Origin of the sequence: Luteibacter sp. (assembly GCF_036500425.1) — a bacterium.
Lineage (GTDB): Bacteria > Pseudomonadota > Gammaproteobacteria > Xanthomonadales > Rhodanobacteraceae > Luteibacter.
The window spans coordinates 104,286-126,900 of sequence record NZ_DASYCB010000066.1; the positions used below are offsets into that span (position 1 = coordinate 104,286).

Annotated in this window: 22 protein-coding genes; 12 read left to right on the plus strand and 10 right to left on the minus strand. The window is 63.3% G+C overall.

What is annotated here, in order from left to right; translation table 11 throughout:
* Positions 1 to 42 precede the first annotated feature (42 nt).
* Entirely contained in the window at positions 43 to 1,152 is a 1,110-nt protein-coding gene (locus tag VGN46_RS16705) for a PilT/PilU family type 4a pilus ATPase (protein WP_331645252.1), read from the plus strand.
* A 112-nt stretch (positions 1,153 to 1,264) separates the two neighbouring features.
* Here the strand turns inward: VGN46_RS16705 and maiA are convergent, their stop codons facing one another.
* Positions 1,265 to 1,912, minus strand: coding sequence for a maleylacetoacetate isomerase (maiA, locus tag VGN46_RS16710; RefSeq protein WP_331645254.1), 648 nt, complete (start codon positions 1,910 to 1,912; stop codon positions 1,265 to 1,267).
* A 141-nt stretch (positions 1,913 to 2,053) separates the two neighbouring features.
* On the opposite strand from maiA, the gene VGN46_RS16715 reads away from it, so the two are divergent.
* The 5 genes from VGN46_RS16715 to VGN46_RS16735 all read left to right on the plus strand — a co-directional run bounded on the left by VGN46_RS16715 (position 2,054) and on the right by VGN46_RS16735 (position 6,746).
* Positions 2,054 to 3,235, plus strand: a complete 1,182-nt coding sequence (locus tag VGN46_RS16715) for a phosphoglycerate kinase (RefSeq protein WP_331645256.1) — start codon at positions 2,054 to 2,056, stop codon at positions 3,233 to 3,235.
* Entirely contained in the window at positions 3,235 to 3,885 is a 651-nt protein-coding gene (locus tag VGN46_RS16720) for an HAD hydrolase-like protein (protein WP_331645258.1), read from the plus strand. The genes VGN46_RS16715 and VGN46_RS16720 overlap by 1 nt, the downstream gene beginning before the upstream one ends.
* A gap of 136 nt (positions 3,886 to 4,021) precedes the next feature.
* Positions 4,022 to 5,125 carry a hypothetical protein gene (locus tag VGN46_RS16725; protein ID WP_331645260.1) on the plus strand — a complete coding sequence of 368 codons (1,104 nt, stop codon included), beginning with the start codon at positions 4,022 to 4,024 and terminating at the stop codon, positions 5,123 to 5,125.
* Positions 5,126 to 5,173: 48 nt separating this feature from the next.
* Complete coding sequence (locus VGN46_RS16730; protein WP_331645262.1) at positions 5,174 to 5,692, plus strand: hypothetical protein; 519 nt, start codon at positions 5,174 to 5,176, stop codon at positions 5,690 to 5,692.
* A gap of 190 nt (positions 5,693 to 5,882) precedes the next feature.
* The gene (locus tag VGN46_RS16735) at positions 5,883 to 6,746 is read left to right on the plus strand and encodes a hypothetical protein (RefSeq protein ID WP_331645264.1); all 864 of its coding nucleotides are present in this window, start codon (positions 5,883 to 5,885) and stop codon (positions 6,744 to 6,746) included.
* Between the two features lie 38 nt (positions 6,747 to 6,784).
* On the opposite strand, the gene tkt is transcribed toward VGN46_RS16735, so the two are convergent.
* Positions 6,785 to 8,797 carry a transketolase gene (gene tkt, locus VGN46_RS16740; RefSeq protein WP_331645266.1) on the minus strand — a complete coding sequence of 671 codons (2,013 nt, stop codon included), beginning with the start codon at positions 8,795 to 8,797 and terminating at the stop codon, positions 6,785 to 6,787.
* A 227-nt stretch (positions 8,798 to 9,024) separates the two neighbouring features.
* Between tkt and VGN46_RS16745 the strand changes: the two genes are divergently transcribed.
* Both VGN46_RS16745 and VGN46_RS16750 read left to right on the plus strand, forming a co-directional pair.
* Positions 9,025 to 9,756, plus strand: coding sequence for a porin family protein (locus VGN46_RS16745; protein WP_331645268.1), 732 nt, complete (start codon positions 9,025 to 9,027; stop codon positions 9,754 to 9,756).
* 204 nt (positions 9,757 to 9,960) lie between these two features.
* The gene (locus tag VGN46_RS16750) at positions 9,961 to 10,545 is read left to right on the plus strand and encodes a porin family protein (RefSeq protein WP_331645270.1); all 585 of its coding nucleotides are present in this window, start codon (positions 9,961 to 9,963) and stop codon (positions 10,543 to 10,545) included.
* Between the two features lie 149 nt (positions 10,546 to 10,694).
* Here VGN46_RS16750 and VGN46_RS16755 read toward each other — a convergent pair whose 3' ends face one another.
* The 5 genes from VGN46_RS16755 to VGN46_RS16775 all read right to left on the minus strand — a co-directional run bounded on the left by VGN46_RS16755 (position 10,695) and on the right by VGN46_RS16775 (position 15,566).
* The gene (locus VGN46_RS16755) at positions 10,695 to 11,717 is read right to left on the minus strand and encodes a class I fructose-bisphosphate aldolase (RefSeq protein ID WP_331645273.1); all 1,023 of its coding nucleotides are present in this window, start codon (positions 11,715 to 11,717) and stop codon (positions 10,695 to 10,697) included.
* A gap of 105 nt (positions 11,718 to 11,822) precedes the next feature.
* A complete protein-coding gene (locus tag VGN46_RS16760; RefSeq protein WP_331645275.1) occupies positions 11,823 to 12,263 on the minus strand; it encodes an energy transducer TonB in 441 nt (146 codons plus the stop codon).
* A 72-nt stretch (positions 12,264 to 12,335) separates the two neighbouring features.
* On the minus strand, positions 12,336 to 13,805 hold the full coding sequence (gene pyk, locus VGN46_RS16765; RefSeq protein WP_331645277.1) for a pyruvate kinase: 1,470 nt from the start codon (positions 13,803 to 13,805) through the stop codon (positions 12,336 to 12,338).
* 27 nt (positions 13,806 to 13,832) lie between these two features.
* The gene (locus tag VGN46_RS16770) at positions 13,833 to 14,657 is read right to left on the minus strand and encodes a S1/P1 nuclease (protein ID WP_331645279.1); all 825 of its coding nucleotides are present in this window, start codon (positions 14,655 to 14,657) and stop codon (positions 13,833 to 13,835) included.
* 126 nt (positions 14,658 to 14,783) lie between these two features.
* Positions 14,784 to 15,566, minus strand: a complete 783-nt coding sequence (locus VGN46_RS16775; protein WP_331645281.1) for a helix-turn-helix transcriptional regulator — start codon at positions 15,564 to 15,566, stop codon at positions 14,784 to 14,786.
* 94 nt (positions 15,567 to 15,660) lie between these two features.
* Between VGN46_RS16775 and VGN46_RS16780 the strand changes: the two genes are divergently transcribed.
* The 3 genes from VGN46_RS16780 (at position 15,661) to VGN46_RS16790 (ending at position 18,590) form a co-directional block, all read left to right on the plus strand.
* Entirely contained in the window at positions 15,661 to 16,815 is a 1,155-nt protein-coding gene (locus tag VGN46_RS16780) for an MFS transporter (RefSeq protein ID WP_331645283.1), read from the plus strand.
* Positions 16,816 to 16,942: 127 nt separating this feature from the next.
* Complete coding sequence (gene gap / locus VGN46_RS16785) at positions 16,943 to 17,959, plus strand: type I glyceraldehyde-3-phosphate dehydrogenase (RefSeq protein ID WP_331645285.1); 1,017 nt, start codon at positions 16,943 to 16,945, stop codon at positions 17,957 to 17,959.
* Positions 17,960 to 18,038: 79 nt separating this feature from the next.
* On the plus strand, positions 18,039 to 18,590 hold the full coding sequence (locus VGN46_RS16790) for a hypothetical protein (protein ID WP_331645287.1): 552 nt from the start codon (positions 18,039 to 18,041) through the stop codon (positions 18,588 to 18,590).
* A gap of 18 nt (positions 18,591 to 18,608) precedes the next feature.
* Here the strand turns inward: VGN46_RS16790 and VGN46_RS16795 are convergent, their stop codons facing one another.
* Genes VGN46_RS16795 through hppD form a run of 3 tightly spaced genes read right to left on the minus strand, consistent with a single transcriptional unit; the run spans position 18,609 to position 22,001 of the window.
* Positions 18,609 to 19,589, minus strand: coding sequence for a fumarylacetoacetate hydrolase family protein (locus VGN46_RS16795; protein ID WP_331645289.1), 981 nt, complete (start codon positions 19,587 to 19,589; stop codon positions 18,609 to 18,611).
* Positions 19,590 to 19,602: 13 nt separating this feature from the next.
* A complete protein-coding gene (gene hmgA / locus VGN46_RS16800) occupies positions 19,603 to 20,913 on the minus strand; it encodes a homogentisate 1,2-dioxygenase (RefSeq protein ID WP_331645291.1) in 1,311 nt (436 codons plus the stop codon).
* Positions 20,913 to 22,001: a 4-hydroxyphenylpyruvate dioxygenase gene (gene hppD, locus VGN46_RS16805; RefSeq protein WP_331645293.1), complete on the minus strand. Its 1,089-nt coding sequence runs from the start codon at positions 21,999 to 22,001 to the stop codon at positions 20,913 to 20,915. Before hppD ends, hmgA begins: the two co-directional genes overlap by 1 nt.
* 89 nt (positions 22,002 to 22,090) lie before the next feature.
* Here hppD and VGN46_RS16810 point away from each other — a divergent pair, with 89 nt between their 5' ends.
* The gene (locus VGN46_RS16810; protein WP_331645295.1) at positions 22,091 to 22,540 is read left to right on the plus strand and encodes a MarR family winged helix-turn-helix transcriptional regulator; all 450 of its coding nucleotides are present in this window, start codon (positions 22,091 to 22,093) and stop codon (positions 22,538 to 22,540) included.
* Positions 22,541 to 22,615 lie beyond the last annotated feature (75 nt).

Sequence of the window (22,615 nt, forward strand, 5' to 3'; positions counted from 1 at the left end):
AGACCGTCGTCTCGATTGTAATGCGAACCAACGGGGGTTTAGGTGGATATCGGTTATTTCCTGAAGCTGATGGTGGACAAGGGCGCGTCGGATATGTTCCTGACGACCGGTGCCCCTGTGAACATCAAGGTGGAAGGTAAGCTTTACCCGCTTGGTAACACGGGCCTGCCCAGCGGCATGGTCAAGAAGATCGCCTATTCCCTGATGGATGAAGGCCAGGTGCCCCAGTTCGAGCGCGACCTCGAACTGAACATGGCGCTGGCCGTGAAGGAGGCCGGCCGCTTCCGTATCAACGTTTTCAAGCAGCGTGGCGAGATCGGCATGGTCATCCGTGCGATCAAGAGCGAGATTCCTTCGCTGGAAGAGCTCCAGTTGCCGGGTATCTTCCGTGAGCTGATCATGGAGCCGCGCGGCCTTATCCTGGTTGTCGGTGCCACCGGCTCGGGTAAGTCCACCACCCTGGCGGCCATGCTCGACCACCGCAATACCAATAGCTCGGGCCATATCCTCACGATCGAGGATCCGATCGAGTACCTGCACCGGCACAAGCGTTCCATCGTGAACCAGCGCGAGGTGGGCCTCGATACCCACAGCTATCACGAGGCGCTGAAGAACGCGATGCGTGAAGCGCCGGATGTCATCATGATCGGCGAAATTCGCGACACCGAGACGATGGAAGCCGCGATTTCCTTCTCCGAAACCGGCCATCTGTGCCTGGCGACCCTGCACTCCAATAATGCTGACCAGACGCTGGAGCGCATCCTCAACTTCTTCCCGGAATCAGCACACAAGAACGTGCTGATGAACCTCGCGCTGAACCTGCGCGCGGTGATCAGCCAGCGCCTGGTCATCGGCAAGGACGGCCGCCGCATGCCGGCCACGGAAGTCCTGCTCAACACCCCGCTGATTCGCGACATGGTCCGCCGAGGCCAGATCCACGAGGTGAAGGACGCCATGGACCGCAGCCTGCAGGAAGGCATGCAGACCTTCGACCAATCGCTGTACCGCCTCTACAAGGAAGGCCAGATCACCCTCGAGGAATGCCTCAACAAGGCCGACTCGCGCGACGGCCTGGCGTTGAAGATCCGCTTGTCCGAGGGCTCCACTGGCAACGAGTTCGCTTCCAGCGACCCGTACGGCATCGGGGTCTGACGCACCCCTGGATCGCCTTGTAGGAGCGCGCCCTGCGCGCGAGAGCTTTTCGCGGAGAACCACAGGCCCTGTTGCTCCAGGCCTCAAAAGCTGTCGCGCGCAGGGCGCGCTCCTACGGGGCGTCCGGCTGCACTTCGGGGGCGGCCTTTCGAAATGCCTCCAGCGCCTGGCAAGCCTCGACCACCCGCCGGATTGTCGGATACGGCGTCAGGTCCACGCCCCAGCGCACGGCGTTGTAGTGCTGCGGCACGAGGCACGCATCGGCGAGGCTGGGCGCATCCCCGTAACTGAAACGACCCGCCGTCCCATCGGCCAGCAGCTTCTCGAGCCCGTCGAAGCCCTGCGAAATCCAACGCCGCGACCAGGCCTCCTTCCCCGCCTGATCGGCACCGAACTCCGCTTCGATCGCCTTCAATACGCGCAGGTTTCCCACAGGGTGGATATCCGTGCCCACGGCCTGCATGAGCTCGCGCACCTTCGCCCTGCCCGGCGCGTCCTTCGGCATCAGCGCCGGCTCGGGTCGGGTTTCGTCGAGGTATTCCATGATCGCCATCGACTGGCGCACCACACGCCCATTGTCGAGCAGCGTGGGGAGCTGAGCCTGCGGCGACAAGGCACGGTAATCGGGCTTGAGGTGCTGGCCGCCCTCGTTGACGAGGTGCACCGGCCGCGCCTCGTAGTCAAGGCCCTTCAGGTTCAGCACGATGCGAACCCGGTAGGCGGCACTGGAGCGCCAGTAGGTATAAAGGACGAGGGACATACAGGCTTTCCTTCGGGGTTGACGGGATTCTAGCCGGGCCTACGCGCGAAGCCTTGCCGCGCTGCCGCGACCGCCGGATTTGCGCCGGTCCGTCCCCGCCAAGGACAATAGCGGCCTTCGTCCCGAGCGCTGGAGCCCAACGTGTCCGTCATCCGCATGCAAGACCTCGACCTGCGCGGCAAGCGCGTGCTGATCCGCGAGGACCTGAACGTCCCCGTGGAGAACGGAAAGATCACTTCCACCCAGCGCCTGGACGCCTCGCTGCCCACCATCGTCGCCGCTCGCGACGCCGGCGCGAAGGTCATGGTCATCTCGCACCTGGGCCGGCCGAAGGAAGGCGAGTTCGACGAAGCGTCCTCGCTGAAGCCTGTCGCCGATTGGCTCGGCGCGAAGCTCGGCAAGGACGTGCGCCTGGTGCGCGACTACCTCGGCGGCGTGGACGTCGCGGAGGGTGAGGTCGTGGTGCTGGAGAATTGCCGCATGAACGTTGGAGAAGGCAAGGACGACGAGGGTCTTTCGAAGAAGTACGCCGCGCTGTGCGACGTCTTCGTCATGGACGCGTTCGGCACCGCGCATCGCGCCCAGGCGTCGACCCATGGCGTGATCCGCTTCGCGCCGGTCGCCGCAGCAGGCCCGCTGCTGGCGAAGGAGCTCGATGCACTGGGTAAGGCGCTCGAGAATCCCAACCACCCGCTGCTCGCCATCGTTGCCGGCTCCAAGGTGTCCACCAAGCTTGAACTGCTACAGAACCTCGTCGATCGCGTCGACCAGCTCATCGTCGGCGGCGGTATCGCCAACACCTTCATCCTGGCCGCGGGCCACACGATCGGCAAATCGCTGGTCGAGGCCGACCTGCTCGATACCGCGAAGAAAATCATGGCCGATGCCAAGGCACGCGGCGCCGACGTGCCCGTGCCCACCGATGTCGTGGTCGCCACCGAGTTCTCGGCGAGCGCGAAGGCCACCGTGAAGGCCGTGGACCAGGTGGGCGACGACGAGATGATCCTCGACATCGGTCCCGACACATCGAGGCGCTATGCCGACCTGATCGCCAAGGCGGGCACCGTGGTCTGGAACGGCCCGGTCGGCGTGTTCGAATTCGACGCGTTCGGCAAAGGCACGGAAACCTTGGCTCGCGCCATCGCCGCATCCAAGGCCTTCTCGATCGCCGGCGGCGGCGACACGCTCGCCGCCGTCGACAAATACGGCATCGAGGACGGCGTCTCGTACATCTCCACCGGCGGCGGCGCGTTCCTCGAGTTCCTCGAAGGCAAGGAACTGCCAGCCGTGGCCGCGCTCAAGGCCAGGGCGGAAGCGAAGTAATGCTCGTCCTGTTCGATCTCGACGGCACCCTTATCGACTCGGAACTCGGCATCCTCTCCGGCGTTCGCCACTCACTGGCAAGTGTCGGCGCGGAGGCCCCGGACGACCGCATTCTCCGCTCCTGGATCGGCCCGCCGCTGCGGGTAAGCTTCGGCGCGGTGCTGGACGGCGACAGCGATCGCGTGGAAGCCGCTGTCGCGGCGTACTCGCAACGCTTCCGCGAGATCGGCTGGTCCGAGCACACCGTCTACGACGGCATCGGTGACATGGTCGCCGCTTTGGTCGATGCAGGGCACCGTCTCGCGGTGGTCACGAGCAAGGTGCGCGCGCATGCCGAACCGATCCTCGCCCACCTGCCCTTCGGCCACCTGTTCGAACGCCTCTACGCACCGCCGCCGGCCACCGCGCATAGCGAAAAAGCGGAGATGATCGCAGCCGCGCTGGCCGATTTCGGTCACCCCGCCGACGATACGCTGATGATCGGCGACCGCCTGTTCGATATCGAGGGCGCGGTAGCCAACGGCGTGCGTGGTGTCGGCGTGCTTTGGGGCTTTGGCGACAGGGAAGAACTGGAAGCTGCCGGCGCGTGGAAGGTTGTCGAGACACCCGCCGAAATCGTCTTGCTTGCGGGCGAAGTTATCGCCGGCTGAGCCACTCTAATAACCTGCAGGAAGCACGCTCATCGACATGCCTCTCGATTCCTCCCCTGCCCTTCCGCGCCCTGTCATCCGGCGCCGTCGGGTAGCATTGCCTCGTTCTCTCAGGCGGGCCGTTCTGCCGTTCTTGGTGAGTCGTCTCCTGATCCTCATCATTCTCGCCGCCGTACCGGCCTTTTCCCACATCCCTGCTGAGCGCTGGAAACAAGACGACCGGACGACCATCAAATTGTCCGGCCAGCAATTGGCCGATGCCGTGAGAAGGGTCGCCATCGTCAACGACGCGGGCTGGTACTGGGCCGTCGCACGCGACGGATATGAAAAACGTCCCTTCGATACCTCGCGCCAGGCAAGTTGGGCATTCTTCCCTCTGCATCCCCTGCTCTGGCGCCAGGCAGCGGCAATAACCGGTGAGTGGATCTGGTCCGGGGTGCTGGTTGCCAACCTGTCGTTCCTGCTCGCCCTTGTCTTGCTCTGGCGACTCGTGCTGAACCTGACAGATAACCCACGCCTCGCGGACAGCGCCGTCGTCTTCGCGTGTTTCTGGCCCGCGACCTACTTCATGTCGCTTCCCCATACCGAGCCCTTATTCTTTGCGCTTGTCTGCGCATCGATGCTGGCGGGTTCGTACAGATCATGGGGCTTTGCGGGAACGCTTGGCGCATTTGCATCCGCCGCGCGGTTCAATGGCATTTTCCTCGCACCGGCCTTCGCGGCAGTGTGGTTGCGCGGTGAGCGAAGGCTGCGCGACTTGATTGCACTGGCGCCAATCGCGGGCGGACTGATCGCCTATATGGCCTATCTTTGGCTGATCACGGGCAATCCTCTCGCCTTCAAGGACATCCAGGTAGCCTGGGGACGCCAGTTGACCGTTCCCTGGTCCGCTCTCCTGCAATATCTTAGTCACCCGCACAAGATCGTCAGACCGTGGAACCCGGAAATCCTGAATTTTTCCGCGGCGATCCTCGCCATCGCCAGCGTCGTCACCTGTTGGCGTAAAGGGTGGCGAGACATGGCGATATTTACGGGGCTGACCTTGCTGGCACCGTTATCCACCGGCACCCTCACGTCGATGACGCGCTATCTGAGCGTGGCGCCAGGCATGTTCCTCGCGCTTGCCGTCTGGACAGAGGGCTGGCCACGTCTTGGGCAGATGCTCACGGCAGGCTTCTGCATCGCTCTTGCGATCATGTGCATACTCTTCGTCCTCGGCTCGAATATCGCTGGGGCCTAGGATCTACTGCCTCCTTGTCCATGGGCCACTCCTACGCAATGACACGGTATGAGCCCGATACTACGACTGGGCCAGACGACCTATTATCGATCAAAGCAAGCTTTCGCCTTTTCCGGAAAACCTATGTATCTGCGCACGGTCGTGTTTGCTGCCCTCGGCAGCACCGTATTCTGCCCGACGGCTAAAGCGTCTGACGTTATGCCTGATACCGCGGCCCATACATCATGGGTGGCTGGTGGACACAATCGATTAAGCATCTCCTCGCCCCCCGTCGCGCTCGGCCATCAAGCGCCCGCGACGCCATGGAACATCAGATCGCCGGTCTTCGCAGGTAGCGATCTACCCAGAACCTACCGCCCTGAACACGTAAGATCTCCGCTGATGACCATCCCGCCACGCCACGCCACGCCAGCGACGCAGTTGATTACCAATGCCGCCCTCCTGATCCTCAGCGCCATCGGCAAGGTAAGAGGTTACGGTCGTGACACCATGGCCGACATAGGGAAACCACCACTCGGCATTCGCCCCGATTCTTATGTGCCAGCCGTCCAAGGCTCGATAAAATAATTGCGAGAGATCATTCCTCGACCTCTCAAGCGTGCAGTCCCGCCATTCCCGCTCCTTCGATCACTCAGGGATCGCCGACGCAAAGAAACCGACTTCTCGCACTTATTCATGCTGGAAACCTTGCTCGGTTTGAGCATGCGCCTATCTAACATCCATTTTGCCACTGACGGCCATGAATGGATAAAAGAGCATGTTGATGCAATTCAAAATCGCTGCGCTGATGACAGCACTCGGGAGCGCCATCGCCCTACAAGCGGAAGCTGCGGTCCTTCGGGGTGGTGAATCACTCACTCAGGGCCAGAGGCTCTATTCAGACAGCGGTAAATACTTCGCTACTCTGCAGACAGATGGAAATTTCATCATCTATCGCAACGACGGACACCTGGTATGGGCAACGTACACGCACGGGAAGGGTGCTGTGCGTGCAATCATGCAAACAGACGGAAATTTTGTTCTCTATAACGGTGAAGGTCATGCTGTCTGGTCGACCGGAACACAAGGCGAATGGCACATGTTCGCGGTCACCGAGCTCGGTCGAGCGATGATCCTGAAACCCAGGGACTGGTGGCAATCGAGAACCGGAAACGACTACTTTGCCCAAGGCAATCCCTTGATATTTCCGTACGGCTTCACTTTCAAACGAGGGCAAGTGCATCATACGGGAGGACCTCACGCAATCGCATTTCAGCACGACGGAAACATGGTGCTAACGCGCAACGGACAGGCAATTTGGACCTCGAATACGGTAGGTGCAACGGAAGCGAAAGTCGGTCATGGATTAGTTATCACACATGGGAATGACATACGGTTTCAAGCAAAAAAGCCCCGAAAGGAGATTAGTAATTCAGGCACCGTACTCGACCACACTCTCGGCTACGTTGCGGTGTTCCCTAATGGGAATCTGGTTGCGTATCGCGCTGTCCCCGTCTGGTCTGCGAATGAATTCGATTGGAAGCCTGGAAGCAAGGGAGACCTACCTTACTGCGCAGGCAATCCGAATGTCTGCGGGGACAAGTTGCACAGGTGGAAAGGACACTGGACTATACGCCCCTGATATGAAGAGGCCCCTTTCGGGGCCTCTTTTTGCAACGTTTACTTGATCACGCTCTTCACCGCATCCACCACCGCCGTGGTGGTGATACCGAAGTGCTCGAACAACTTGTCGATCGGAGCCGACGCACCAAAGGTGGTCATACCTACCGTCTTTCCGTCGAGGCCGACGTACTTCCCCCAGTAGTCTTCGGTGGCCGCTTCCACCGCCACGCGCGCGCGGCACCAGGAAGGCAGCACCCCTTCGCGGTATTCGATCGGCTGCACGTCGAATTCTTCCGTACAGGGCATGGAAACGACACGGATGGGCACGCCCTGGTCACCAAGCGCATGGGCGGCTTCGACAGCGATGCCCACTTCCGAGCCCGTGGCGATGATGATCGCCTTGAACTTCTCCGTCGGCTCGAAGAGGACGTAGCCGCCCTTTTCGATGTCTGCCACCTGCTGTTCCGTGCGCTGGTTGTGCTTGAGATTCTGGCGCGAGAAGACCAGGCAGGACGGATTGCCTGCGCGCTCGATCGCCTTCTTCCAGCACACCGCGGACTCTACGGCGTCGGCGGGACGCCAAACGCGGTTGTTCGGAATGAGGCGCAGCGAGCCGAGGTGCTCGACGGGCTGGTGGGTCGGGCCGTCTTCGCCAAGGCCGATCGAATCGTGCGTGTACACGTGGATGACGTGGGCCGGAATCAGCGCCGACATGCGCACGCCGTTACGGGCGTAGTCCGAGAACACCAGGAAGGTGGCGTCATACGGGAGGAAGCCGCCATGCAGCGCGATACCGTTGGAGATCGCGCTCATACCGAACTCGCGCACGCCGTAGTGGATGTAGTTGCCTTCCCCACCACCTGTCGCGACGTTCTTCGAGCCCTTCCAGATCGTGAGGTTCGACGGAGCGAGGTCGGCGGAACCGCCGATCAGCTCGGGCAGCAGCGGGCCGAACGCGTCGAGGGCCATCTGCGAGGCCTTGCGTGACGCGACCACGGGGCCTTCGGCCTGCATCTTCCTGATGTAAGCGTCGGCGCCTTCCTTCCAGCCTGCCGGCAACTCGCCGGCGAAACGGCGCTTCAGCTCGGCGGCGAGATCTGGATGCGCCTTCGCGTAAGCGTCGAACTTATCGTTCCAGGCCTGCTCGGCCTTGCCGCCGGCGTCCTTCGCGTTCCACGAGGCGTACATCTCCTGCGGGATTTCGAAGGGGCCGTACTTCCAGCCGAGCTTCTCGCGCGCAGCCTTCACTTCGTCGGGACCGAGCGCCGCGCCGTGCGAGGATTCCTTACCTTCCTTGTTCGGCGCGCCGAAACCGATCACGGTCTTGCAGATCACCAGCGAGGGTTTCTCGCTCTGCGCCGTGGCGGCCGTGATCGCCTTCTTGACAGCGTCGGCGTCATGACCGTCGACCGGCTTGCCGTCGTCGCCCATGACCACGTTCCAGCCATACGCGCGGAAGCGCGCAGGGGTGTCGTCGGTGAACCAGTCATGGACTTCGCCGTCGATGGAAATGCCGTTGTCATCGTAGACAGCGACGAGCTTGCCCAGCTTCAGCGTGCCGGCAAGCGATGACACTTCATGGGAAATGCCTTCCATCAAGCAGCCGTCGCCGACGAACACATAGGTGTGATGGTCGACGATGTCGTGGCCCGGCCGGTTGAAGCGCGCCGCGAGCACTTTCTCGGCGAGCGCGAAACCCACGGCGTTGGCGAGGCCCTGGCCCAGCGGACCGGTGGTCGTCTCGATGCCCGGGGTGTGGTGGAACTCCGGGTGGCCGGCCGTGCGGAAGCCCAGCTGGCGGAAATGCTTGAGGTCCTCGATGCCGAGGTCGTAGCCGGTGAGGTGGAGAAGAGCGTACTGCAACATCGAGCCGTGGCCGTTCGAGAGCACGAAGCGATCCCGGTTCGGCCAATGCGGATTGGACGGGTTGTGATGCAGGAAGTCGCCCCAGAGGACTTCGGCGATGTCGGCCATGCCCATCGGCATGCCCGGATGGCCGGATTTGGCGGCCTCCACGCTATCCATGGCCAGGGCGCGGATCGCGTTAGCGCGTTCGCGGCGTGTCGTCATCGGCATTCTCCAGTAAGTGGCAGCGGAAAAAACGCGATTGTGGCGCATTGCCTGCCTGCTTGTCGTGGACGTACCTGCCGTGGCCCGGGAAGTTAACCCCGCCTTAATCTTTAGACCGCGTTTTTTGAATCTCTTCAGGTAGGGGTAGCTCTAATGGACCACGGCCACCGACCTTCCCCTCCCCTTCAACGGATGGTGGCCGCCCCGAAAAGAAAAGGAACATCCCCATGAAAAAGGCAGCTCTTGCCCTTGCGGTTTCTTGCGTCTCGTTTTCGGCCATTCCGGCCTTCGCCCAGGACAGCAATCCCGCCGTCTCCGGCAATTACCAGCCCAGCCAGGCCGTCGGTAGCGGTAACTGGTTCATCGGCGCCAACGTCGGCCGCACCAACGGCAGCGACACCGGCGGCTTCGGCAGCAACTCCGATGGATTCAATTTCCTGCGTGGCGAGAAAGGTCGCCGCACGGGTTACGGCCTGCTCGGCGGTTATCGCTGGAAGGTCGGCCCGGATCTCGGCCTCGGTCTGGAGGCCGGCTACGCGGACCTCGGTAATTACCGTGTCAAGAACGCTTTGGAGTCCGGCCAGGATGTCGACCAGAAGTCGACACGCAATGCGCTGCGCGGCTGGATGGTCGGCGTGAATGGCAAGATCAACCTCGTGCCGCAGTGGTACATCAGCGCGCACGGCGGTTACTTCCGCGCCAACGACAACAACCAGAACTACAACAACAGTGTGGGCCAGGACCTTGGCTTCTCCAACGGCGGTCGCGCCGACCGCGGCAGCTGGTACGCCGGCCTCGGCACCGGCTGGGACGTCAACGAACACTTTGGCGTCGGCGTCGCTTATGACTACTTCCATGCCGATGCAGGCAAGGTCCGTAACAACGCCACGGGCGACGTGTCGCGTGGTCTGAAGCGCTCCACCGGCATCGTGTCGCTTGCGGGCGAGTACCGCTTCTAAAAATGTTAAACGGAGCGATTGAGCCACGGCGTTCTCCTGCCGTGGCTTAATCGTTTCTTAATACTGCACTGACCAGTATTGAATGTTTTCCATCTCACCCCATCTAACTCTTCACGCACGGCACCCCCGCTCGTGCGCCTGCGCGAACGGCGTCCCCCTACGGCCGTCCGCGCCGAGAAGAACAATAAGCAGGAGAGTTCCACCATGAAGAAGACCCTTATCGCCCTCGCCCTGGTCGCCGCCGGCATGGCCGCTGCCCCGGCTTTCGCGCAGGATGCCAACGGCGCAGGTGGTTGGTTCGTCAACGGTAACGTCGGCCGCACCTCGGTCGACAAGGGCCGCTACGACGGGCACGACACCGGTTATGCCCTCAATGGCGGCTATCGCTGGACCGTGAGCCCGTGGGCCGCGCTCGGCGTCGAGGCCGGCTACAACGACCTCGGCAACATCCACGCGAAGAATGTCTTCAACGACAACCGCGTGGTCGATCGCCGCAAGTCCGAACTGCATGGCTGGACGGCCGGCGTGAACGGTCACTTCAACATCGATCCGCAGTGGTACATCAGCGGTCGCGCCGGTCTGTATGCCTGGAAGGGCCACGGCACGAGCAACAACGATTTCAATCGCCACGATCTCGACAAGACCAGCTGGTATGCCGGTGCGGGCGTGGGCTACGACTTCAGCAATAACTGGAGCCTGGGAATCAACTACGACCACTACGATGCGAAGAAAAGCGGTCTGAACCTGTCGACCAACATGACGTCGGTGTCGGCGGAATACCGCTTCTAAGCAGATCCCTCGATGCGACACGTGGACGTAGGAGCGCGCCTTGCGCGCGACAGCTCCTCGCGGTACCCGGGGGCTGCGCGCCAGCCCATGGGGCCTCGCGAAAAGACGTCGCGCGCACGGCGCGCTCCTACGGGGTCAATGGAAGACGCTTAGCGCTTCTTCCATTGACCCAGCGCCGCGGCGCCGTTTTCTTCCGCGCGGGCGTACACCGCCTTCTGCGCCTCAGCTACGTTTTTCTGTTGGTCCTTCGACCAGATATTCAGGGCTTCGGCCACGAGGGCGCGACCGTAGGAGAAGCTGACCGGCCACGGATGCGGACCCAGCTCGTTGATCAGGTTCAGGTGCTCGGTGGCCTGCTCGTCGCTCTGGCCGCCCGAGAGGAACACGATACCGGGCAGCGTGGCGGGCACGCAGGACTTCAGCACGCGGACGGTGGCGTCGGCGACGTCTTCCGCCGTGACCTGCGCTTCCTTCGGCGCGTACTTGCCCGGGATGACCATGCTGACCTTCAGGATGGTGCCTTCGAGCATCACGTTCTGCTCGTACAGTGCGTTGAACAGGCTGCGCAGGACGGCTTCGTGCACCTCGTAGCTCACGTCGATGTCGTGCTTGCTCTCGGGATCGTCCATGAGTACTTCCGGCTCGACCATCGGCACGAGGCCGGCTTCCTGGCAAAGCGCCGCGTAACGCGCCAGCGCGTGCATGTTCGCCTCGATGGCGGTGGAGCTGGGGTTATCCTCGGTGATCTTGATCACGGCGCGCCATTTACAGAACTGCGCGCCGAGCTGGGCATATTCCTTCAGGCGGTCGCGCAGGCCGTCCAGGCCTTCGGTGACTACGTCGCCAGGGAAGCCTGCGAGCGGGTGCGCGCCCTTGTCGACCTTCACGCCGGGGATGATGCCGGCCTTCTTCATGGCCTCGACCAACGGCACGCCGTCCTTGGTCTTCTGCCGGATCGTTTCGTCGTACAGGATGGCGCCGGAGATGTGCTCGCCCAGGCCGGGCGTGGTCAGCAACAGCTCGCGATAGGCGCGACGGTTTTCCTCGGTGTTTTCGACACCGGCGGCGTCGAAGCGCTTCTTGATCGTCCCGGTCGATTCGTCGACGGCGATGATGCCCTTGCCGGTGGCCACCATCGCCTGCGCGATCTGTTCGAGGTTTTCGATGCTCATGACAACTCCGTGGAAGTAGTGGTATGCCCCTAGAGGCAACGTGGTGCGAATGCAAAAACCGGCGGAGTATAGGGGGTACTCCACGAAAGCCGTTGTGCGGCGCGGTCAAGTGGTCTGGTAGCCCGGCAACGTGCACTGGGCCAGGATCCTGGCCTTGGCCGCCGGGTCGCCGGGCAGGTTGAAGCCGGCGACGTAGTAGGTCTGCACAGGTGCGGCGGTGCCGTTCTGGTCGCCCTTCACGTAGACCAGCTGCTTGACGATGCTCACGCCGACCTGGCCGAGATCACCGTCGGGCACGACCTTTTCGATCCGCGGGTTCTGGGTGTGGCCGTCGGAACCGATCATGTAGCTCACAGCCGCACACCCCGGCTGGTTGAGGTTTTTCCCGGTGTTGGGCACGTCCACGTCCAGGGACTTGTTGGTGAGGAACCAATAACCCGTGAGCCGGTCCGGGGAAACTTTGCGAAGGGTCTGTGCCTCCACCGTGCCGGCAGCGAGAAGGACGACGACGGCGATAGCGCCGGTAAGAAAGGTGTTGCGGATCATGACGCCCTCGTGATTGAACCCGGGCGTCGAGTTTACCCCCGCCGAAGGACGGGGTGCGTGTGAAATCGTGCTTTACAGGTCGCGCAGGCTGTCCGCGATGCCGTCCTCGCCGATCATCAGCAGCTTCAGCGTGTTGGTGCCGCCACCCCGGCCGATGTGGTCGCCGTGGGTGAGGATCACGCGGTCGCCCTTGGTCAGCTTGCCCAGCGCGAACAGGTGCTGGAGCGCAGCGCGGGCCGTATGCGCCGGGTCGAGGTTGCTCTGTTCGAAGTCCACCGGCTGCACGTCGCGCAGCATCAGCATGCGACGGCGGGCCATGGCAGACGGCGACATCGCGTAGATCGGCACGGCGAAACGGTAGCGCGACAGCCACTGTGCCGTGGCGCCGGATTCCGTCAGGGCGACGATGGCGCGCACGCCTACCTGCGCCGCCAGCAACATGGCCGCGAGGGCAATGGCCTGGTCGGAGCGATCCAGCGAGTGCGTGCCGGGACGGAGGTCGTCGCGTGGCTCGAACTGGCGTTCGGCTCCCAGGCAGATGCGGCGCATCGCGGCCACTGCTTTGTCGGGATGCGCACCGGCGGCGGTTTCCTGCGAGAGCATGACCGCGTCGGTACCGTCGATCACGGCATTGGCGACGTCGAGCACCTCGGCCCGCGTCGGGATGGGTGCGGACACCATGGACTGCAGCATCTGCGTCGCGGTAATCACCGAGCGGTTGCGCATGACCGACTCACGGATGATCTTCTTCTGCAGGCCCGGCAGCTCGGCGTCGCCGATTTCCACACCGAGGTCGCCGCGCGCGACCATCACGACATCGGAAGCGTCGATGATTTCACCGAGCACCGGGATCGCGTCGGCGCGCTCGATCTTGGCGACGATGGCGGCGTCGCCGCCCGCCTCGCGCAGCAGGCGGCGAGCTTCGTTGAGATCCTCGGCCGAGCGGACGAAGGAAACCGCGAGGAAGTCGGCGCCCATTTCGGCGGCCAGCTTGATGTCGTTACGGTCCTTGTCCGAAAGCGCGGCCACGCTGAGGCCACCGCCCTGGCGGTTCAGGCCCTTGCGATCGGACAGGCGGCCGCCGATGGCGACGCGGCAACGGATCTCGCTGCCGACCACTTCCACGACGGCAAGCGCCACCAGGCCATCGTCCAGCAACAGGATGTCGCCGGCCGAAACGTCCCTGGGCAGGTCGTAGTAGCTGACGCCGACATGGCTCTGGTTGCCAGGAGGCGCGTCGGGCCGGCAGTCCAGCACGAAGCTGTCACCTGTCATGAGGTCTACCGGCCCGCCGGCGAATTTCTCGATGCGAATCTTCGGACCCTGCAGGTCGGCCAGGATGCCCACCTCGCGACCCACGGCATCGGCCGCGGCGCGGACCGCGGCGGCGCGCGCGCGATGATCGTCCGGCTGCCCGTGCGACAGATTCAGGCGGACGATGTCCACGCCTTCCTCGAGTATCTTCTGGAGCATGCCCGGCGCATCGGTGGCGGGGCCGAGGGTGGCGACGATCTTGGTGCGGCGTACCTGGATATCGGTCATCGATGTCTACCTTGTCTTAAGCGCGAATCAATCGAGCGTCTTGTTGAGCAGGTCGGCGAGGCGCTTGCCCGCTTCGCGCAGGCGCGTCTCCGCGACGGGCAGGTGCTTCGCCACATAGGCGTCGTCGACGCGATGCCCATCCGGGTAGAAACCGCGGCCGGCGACGATCTTGCACGATTCCTCCGCCCACTGCGCATACGGGTTGTCGAACGGCGCGATGGGGCGCGGCAGCTTCACCTTCCCCTCGGCGGCCAGGCGGTCGGCATAGGCCGGCCACTTGAGGTCGCGGGTGTAGAGCATCTGCGAGTCCCATACACGGTGCAGGTTCGTGCCCTTGCCCTCGAACTGCACCTGGTATTCGTTACCACCCTTGTCGTCGCGATTGCCTGCGTGCAACGGCTGGTGCACGTCGCCGACGAAGTGGACGACGAATTTCAGGGCCTCGGCACGCTCGGCGTCCGACGCGCGCTTGTCATGCAGGATGGCGACATACTTTTCCAAGCCCCCTATAACGCAACGGCCGTCGGCGCAGTCGCGCGGCGGCACGTAATGGCATTTCCCGTCACGGAAATTCACGTAGTGCATGGGCCCTGTGGCCTTGCCCAGCGCCGCCTTCTCCGGCATGTCGCGCAGGTGGTCGGGCCAGCTGGCGATATCGGGAAGGGAATCGGAGCCATCCACCTTGAGCAACCGGGTCACTTCGGCCTTGGCTGCCGGGTCCATCTGCCGCCAGGCCAGTTCGGCCACGATGCGATGGCCGATGTCGCCCCAGGCCTGGACGGTGCTGGCGAAGGCGGGAATGACCAGGGCCAGCACGACGGCGATGCTGCGGCGCTTCAGGGCGGAATTCATGGGGCAGTAAACGTTTCCGGGCAGTGGAACGGTGAAGTGTGCCACAGCCGGGGCGAGACACGAGTGCCTGATTGGGGCACTACAAGGTATCAGGCGTTGCCTTCAGCAGAAGGAGTCCGGACACCATCAAGGCTTGCGCACCGTACGCCGCCAGGCTGCCGGGCTACTACCCATTTGATGACGGAAGAAGGCGATGAACGCACTCTCGCTTCCAAATCCCAGTTGCTGCGCGATGACTGCCAGCGGCCGATCCATCGAAAGCAACTCTATCGCTCGCAGGATGCGCCATTGCTGGCGCCACTGCTGATACCCCATGCCAGTTTCGGCCTTGACCCTCCTCGTCAGCGTCCGCTCGCTGGCGCCCGCATGTCGCGCAAGTTCGAAGAGGCTCGGGGGCAACGCGGTTCCGGAAAGCGCTTTGGCCAAACGACGGTCACGAGGCAGAGGTAGTGTGAGCGGTTCTTGCGGAGACTGAAGCAGCTCATGGACCGCCACTTCCACCAGCGCGGAGAAGGGCGTGTTTTCCCAATGCGTGTCGAACGGAAGCAGCGTTATCCGCTCGAGCAGTTCTCTCATCATCGGATTTATTCGAATCACCCTGCAATCCTGCGGCAGGATCGAATGGGTAGAAGCGTCGAAGTACACCGACCGGTATTCGACAACGTCGCGAAGCTGCACCCGGTGGACCACGCCGGCAGGAATCCATGCCGCGTGCGTTGGCGGAAGCATGGAAAGATGAGGCGGCGATCGCACGCTGATGCGCATGCATCCTTGCAGGGCGAACAGCAGTTGACCCATCCGGTGCGTGTGCGCGCCCGAATCGTGGCGAGCTAGCGCGGCCTGGATACCGACTACCGTCGTTCCGACTGCCAGGGGATCGAAGACATCGTGCTGTTCGATGCGCGGCATTGTCCGATTTCCTACATTTCCTGTCCGCGACCGTTGAAGTCGGCGATCACCTGAACTCTATCATCCCAACATCACCCCGTCGCCAAGGCCTCCCGTGCCCCATTCTCATATCTCGTGGCCCCTCCTGCTCGCCTTGCTGGTCTTCCCACAGATAGTGGAAACCGCCTACAGCCCAGCACTGGTGGACATCGCCACCGCTTTCGAGGTCCTGCCGGAGGTCGCGGGTCAAACCCTGGCCATTTATTTCGCAGGCTTCGCCGCGGGTGTTCTCGTATGGGGCATGGCGTGCGATCGCATCGGGCGTCGCCGCAGCATGCTGGCTGGACTGGGCTGCTACATGGCTGGCGTGTCCATGGCACTGGTCAGCAACGACTTCTTCGATCTGATGTGCGCGCGGGCCCTCGCGGCGTTCGGCGCGGCAGCAGGTTCCATCGTCACCCAAACGCTTTTAAGGGATCACTTTCACGGGCAGGCCCTGTCCCTGGCATTTGCTCGCGCGGGCATGGCCCTCGCAGTCAGCCCAGCGATCGGCGCCGGCGCCGGCGCCATCCTGGCGGGGATGTTCGGCCACCGTGGCGTGTTCATCTTCCTGGCGGTGCTGGCGGCCGTACTGTTGGTGTGGACCTTGCGGGAGTTACCGCGTGACACGCCTCCGGTCACATCGTCGACAGCGCGCATGTCGGGGCTGGTGCTCCGTATGGCCGGTGATGCGCGGATCAGGGCCGCTTCTGTGGCAATCGCGCTTTGGAACCTACAGCTTTTTGGATTCTATGAAGTTGCCCCCTTCGTTCTGCAGGGCCTGGACATGCCTGTTTCCGCGATGGGCTGGTCGGGCGCGGCGCTCGCGGCCGGCGCGATGGGAGGCGCGACGCTGAATCGCCGATTGCTGACCCGTGGCTGGCCACCTGAACGCCTCCTGCTGATGGCTGCGGCGTTGGACTCACTGGGTTACCTTCCCATGGTGGCGTCACCCGATTCGATCCGGTCGTTGTTCGGGATGCCGCTGGTCGCCGCTGCGTTTGCGATAGCCATCCCGCAGATCCTGGGTTCCGTACTTGGTGATTACGCGTCGTGTCGTGGAAGTGCCGGCGCGGTTCTGGGCGTTTCTTACTACCTGCTTCTTGCGCTCGGCCTTTCGCTTTTCGGTTGGGCCCCGTCGATGCCGGTTGCCATGGGAACGACCATCGCGGCGACCCTGCTCGCGAGCAAGCTCTATCAAAGAGCCGCATATACCCGTGTAGCAGCATGACTCGTACATCCCCACTGGAATCGCGGCAGGGACCGGGGCTGGGCATACTGCTGGGTAAGGCGATCCGCTATTATGGTGGCCTGCGCCAATAAACCTTGCTCATCCGTCCATCACCCGGAGGTTCGCAATGACCATCAAGGTCGCCATCAATGGTTACGGTCGTATCGGTCGGAACATCCTGCGCTCGCTGTACGAGGCGAAGCAGAACGGGAAGGATATCCAGATCGTCGCGGTCAACGACCTCGGCAACGCCGAAACCAATGCCCATCTTACCCAGTACGACACGGCCCACGGCCGGTTCCCGGGCGAGGTCTCGGTCGATGGCGGCGACCTGATCGTCAACGGCGACCGCATCAAGGTCTTTGCCGAGCGCGACCCCTCCAAGCTCCCCTGGGGCGACCATGGCATCGACGTGGTGATGGAGTCCACCGGCTTCTTCACTTCGAAGGCCAAGGCCAGCGCGCACATCGCCGGCGGCGCGAAGAAGGTCATCATCTCCGCTCCCGGCGATAAGGACGTGGACGGTACCTTCGTCATGGGCGTGAACCACGACAAGCTGACCTCGTCGCACCAGGTCATCTCGAACGCCTCCTGCACCACGAACTGCCTTGCTCCGCTCGCCAAGGTGCTGCACGAGAAGATCGGCATCGTGCACGGCCTGATGACCACCATCCATTCCTACACGAACGACCAGGTATTGACCGACGTCTACCACTCGGACCTGCGCCGCGCCCGTAGTGCAACGCACAGCCAGATCCCGACCAAGACCGGTGCCGCCGCCGCGGTAGGCCTGGTGCTTCCGGAACTCAACGGCAAGCTCGACGGCTTCGCCATGCGCGTACCGACGATCAACGTGTCCGTGGTAGACCTCACTTTCACGGCCGCGCGCGCGACCACCAAGGAAGAGATCGATGCCGCCATCAACGAAGCCGCGAACGGCGCCTTGAAGGGCATCCTGTCGGTGAACACGCAGCCGCTGGTTTCCATCGACTTCAACCACAACCCGCATTCGTCGATCTACGACGCGACGCAGACGCGCGTCATGGAAGGCACCCTGGTGAAGGTGCTCTCCTGGTATGACAATGAGTGGGGCTTCTCCAACCGGATGCTGGACATGGCGAAAGCGCTCATGGCAGCAAAGTAAATCGCGCCGACAACCGAATAGGTACGGCCAGGGGGCCCGCAGCGATGCGGGCCCTTTTTTGTTACACGAAGGAGCACCCATGCGCCGCGGCGCCATTCCAGTAGCAGTAGCCTGCCTGATCCTGTCTCTTGTGCCGCCGGCGGTAGCCGCACACTGCAGCGCACCACCTACCGGCGACATCGCCGAACACAGCCTGCTCAATCCATCGACCCCCGCCGAGCGGCGCCTGCGCCTGGCCGACCAGCTGCTTTGCTCGGCGCTTGCGGGTAACGCCGCCAGCCAGGAACTGGCCGGTACGCTCTATCTCCAGGGACGCTCGAGGCGCGGCAACGTGCTGCCGCGGGATATCTCGCGTGCCCGCCGGCTGCTCACCGCCGCGGCCCATCGCGGGCGACGGCATGCGATGCATCGCCTTGCCGAACTGGAGCTCGTCGATGGCCATGCCTACGAGGCGGCGCTATGGACCCGCGTGGAGCACGAGATATACGGGACCGCGAAACCGATGGTGGAGCAGTTGCACCAGCGCGCCGAAGCCGGGATATCGCCGGATGCGCACCTTGACACCGAGGTTGCGCTGAAAGTGCTGGCTATCCGGGAGGCCATCGCCATGGACACCTCCCCATCGCCCTGAGGAACGACGGAGCGTTCCCTAATGCCTGGCGATCGCCTGTTCGATCGCTCCGAAGATCGATGCGCCGCTCCGGTCAGTCACGTCGATCCGCACCGTGTCGCCGAACGACAGGAACGGTGTCGACGCCTTGCCGTCGCGGAGGGTTTCCACCGTGCGTTGCTCGGCCAGGCAGGAAGCGCCTTTCGAGGTGTCCTCGTTGGCGATGGTGCCCGAGCCCACGAGGGTGCCCGCGGTCAACGGGCGCGTCCTCGCCACGTGCGCTACCAGTTGCGCGAAGCTGAACTGCATATCGACACCGCACTCGGCCTCGCCGAACCACGCGCCGTTGATCCAGGTGCGCATCGGCAGGTGGAGCTTATCGTCGCGCCATGCATCGCCCAGTTCGTCGGGCGTGACGAACACGGGCGAGAGGGCCGAGCGCGGCTTGGACTGCAGGAACCCGAAACCCTTCGCCAGTTCGGCCGGAATGAGGCCGCGCAGCGACACGTCGTTGACCAGGCCGACCAGCTGGATATGCGCCGCCGCCTGCACGGGCGACACGCCCATGGGCACATCGTCGGTCACCACCAGCACCTCGGCTTCGAGATCGATCCCGAATGCTTCGCTTGGCACGACCACGGGATCGCGCGGCCCGAGGAATCCGGCACTGGTCGCCTGGTACATCAACGGGTCGGTGTAGAACGACGCCGGCACCTCGGCGCCGCGCGCCTTGCGCACGCGCTCCACATGCGGCAGGTAAGCACTGCCGTCGACGAATTCGTACGCTCGTGGCAACGGCGCGGCAAGCTTCGCGATGTCGAGGTCGAAGGCACCCTCCGCCCTCTCCGCGGCGAGGTCTTCCGACAAAGCATTGAGACGCGGCGCGAGCGAGCGCCAGTCGTCCAGAGCAGCCTGCAACGTGGGTGCAATGCCGATGGCCTTCACGGCGCGGCTGAGATCGCGGTTGACGACGATAAGCGTGCCGTCGCGGCCGCCTTCCTTGAGTGACGCGAGTTTCATGCGGTTCCTTTCTTCAGTCGGCGGACGGATCGAAGTGTTTCTTCAACCCGCGCCAGCATTCGTAGTAGTCGCCTTGCAGCGCCTTCGAGTCGAGGGCCTGCCGGCTGGGCCGGATAATCTTGCGGGTCTCGAACATGAAGGCCATGGTGCCGACGATGTGGTCGGGACGCGAGGTATCGGCATTCGAGGCCTTCTCGAAACTGGCCGCGTCCGGTCCGTGGCCGCTCATGCAGTTGTGCAGGCTCGATCCTCCTGGCACGAAGCCCCCAGCCTTGGCATCGTACGCGCCATCGATGAGGCCCATGAACTCGCTGGCCACGTTGCGATGGAAGTACGGCGGCCGGAACGTGTGTTCGGCGACCAGCCAGCGCGGCGGGAAGATCGCGAAATCCATGTTTGCCACGCCCGGCGTGTCGCTGACCGACGTGAGCACGGTGAAGATCGACGGATCGGGATGATCGACGGCGATCGAGCCGATCGCATTGAAGCGGCGCAGGTCGTATTTGTATGGCGTGTAATTGCCGTGCCACGCCACCACGTCCAGCGGCGAATGGTCGATGCGTGCGGACCACAGGTGGCCCTGGAACTTGGCGACGAGCGAGAAATCACCGTCGAGATCCTCATAGGCCGCGACCGGCGCAAGGAAGTCGCGGGCATGCGCCAGACCGTTGGCGCCGATCGGGCCGAGGTCGGGCAGATGCAGCGGCGCGCCGAAATTCTCGGCCACGTAGCCGCGTGCCTCGCCGTCCGGCAACTCCACGAGGAAACGGATGCCGCGCGGCACCACCGCGATTTCCAGCGGTGCTACGTCCAGCACGCCGAGCTCGGTGCGGATACGCAGCCTGCCCTGCTGCGGCACGATCAGCAGTTCGCCGTCGGCGTCGTAGAAATAGCGCCCTTCCATCGAGCGATTCGCGGCGTACAGGTGGATGCCCACGCCCGCCTGCTCGGTGGCGCCGCCATTGCCGCCCATCGTGAACAGCCCGTCGAGGAAATCACAGGCCTGCGCCGGCATCGGCAACGGATCCCAGCGCAACTGGTTCGGCGTGGCCGGCGCTTCGTCGAAGCGGTTGTGGAAACCGGCGTGATCCCGTTCCGCGAACGGCGAATGCTGCGCGGCAGGACGGATGCGATACAGCCAGCTGCGCAGGTTGCGATGCCGAGGCGCGGTGAAAGCGCTGCCCGACAGCTGCTCGGCGTAAAGACCTTTCGCCACGCGCTGAGGCGAGTTCTGGCCCATGGGCAGCACGCCCGGCACGGCTTCGGTGGCGAATTCGTTGCCGAAGCCGGTCTGGTAACCGCGGGTATCGTCAGCCCGGCTCATCAGAGCACGCCGCGGCGCATCTGGTCGCGTTCGATCGACTCGAACAGTGCCTTGAAGTTGCCGTTGCCGAAACCTTCGTTGCCCTTGCGCTGGATGATCTCGAAGAAGATCGGGCCGATAGTGTTCTGCGTGAAGATCTGCAACAGCAATTTCTTCTTTGTTTCATCGTCCGCATCGATCAGGATCTTGCTTTCCCGCAGGCGCGGGATGTCCTCGCCATGGTCGGGCATGCGGGCGTCGATCACTTCGTAATACGTGTCGGGCGTATCGAGGAAGGCAACGTCCTGCCTGCGCATGGCTTCCACCGATTCATAGATGTTGTCCGTGAACAGCGCGATGTGCTGGATGCCCTCGCCGTTGTATTCGCGCAGGTATTCGTTGATCTGCGACTTCTCGTCGGACGACTCGTTGAGCGGAATGCGCACAAGCCCGTCGGGAGCGGTCATGGCCTTGGAAACGAGGCCTGTCTTCGCCCCCTTGATGTCGAAGTAGCGGATTTCGCGGAAGTTGAACAGGCGTTCGTAGTACTTCGACCACTCTTCCATCTTGCCGAAGTAGAGGTTGTGGGTCAGATGATCGATGAAGGTGAGGCCGAAGCCCTTCGGGCGGCGATCGACACCTGGCAGCCAGTCGAACTCGGCGTCATACATCTCGCCCTTGGCACCATAGGTGTCGATCAGGTACAGCGCCGCGCCGCCGATGCCCTCGATGGTCGGGACCTGGAGGGCGAGCGTCTCCGGCTTGAAGCCGACTTTTTCGGCGCCGTTGGACAGGGCCGTGGACTGCACCTCGGTGGCGGGACGGGTGAAGCGGATGGCGAAACCGCAGGCGCTGGGGCCATGCTTGGTGACGAAGTCCGACGCGAAGGAGTCCGGTTCCTCGTTCACCAGGAAGTTGCAGTCGGCCTGGCGGTACAGGGTGATCTTCTTCGTCTTGTGCTTCGCCACCGGCGTGAAGCCGAGCTTCGGGAACAGCGCATGGAGCAGCGCCGGATCGGGAGCGGCGAACTCCACGAATTCGAAACCGTCGACACCCTGTGGGTTTTCGAAGGTGGTGACTTGCATGCCGATATTGGGCTGGGCGCTCATGGGCGATACTCCTGTCGACGGGGGTGGCCTGGGCCGTATACCCTCATTTTATAGTTTCAGATGTAACCATTTGCAAGGATCCGTGCAGCATGACCTCCAACGCCGTCCCCGCCCATGCCCCCCTGGAACTGGAGAGCTTCCTGCCCTACCGGCTTTCGATCCTCTCGAACACGGTGAGCCAGTCGATCGCCGACGAATATACCGATCGATTCCAGCTCAGCATGACGGAATGGCGCGTGATGGCCGTGCTGGCCCGCTTCGCGGACCTGTCCGCCCGCGAGGTCGCCGAGCGCACGAGGATGGACAAGGTGGCGGTGAGCCGCGCCCTGGCGCGGCTGGTCGAGGCCGGGCGGGTGGATCGCAGCACCCACGACGGCGACAAGCGCCGCTCTGTGCTCAAGCTGTCCGAGGCCGGCTGGACCATCCACGACGAGGTGGCGCCCATGGCACGGGCACACGAGCGCGACCTGCTGGCGAGGCTGGACGAGGGCGAGCAGGCGCAGTTGAAGAGCATCCTGGACAAGCTTATGGCGCCGTAGGAGCGCGCCCTGCGCGCGACATGTTTTGAAGCCATGACCCGGAGCTGGCGCCAGCTTGGGGACTGGGCCGAAAAG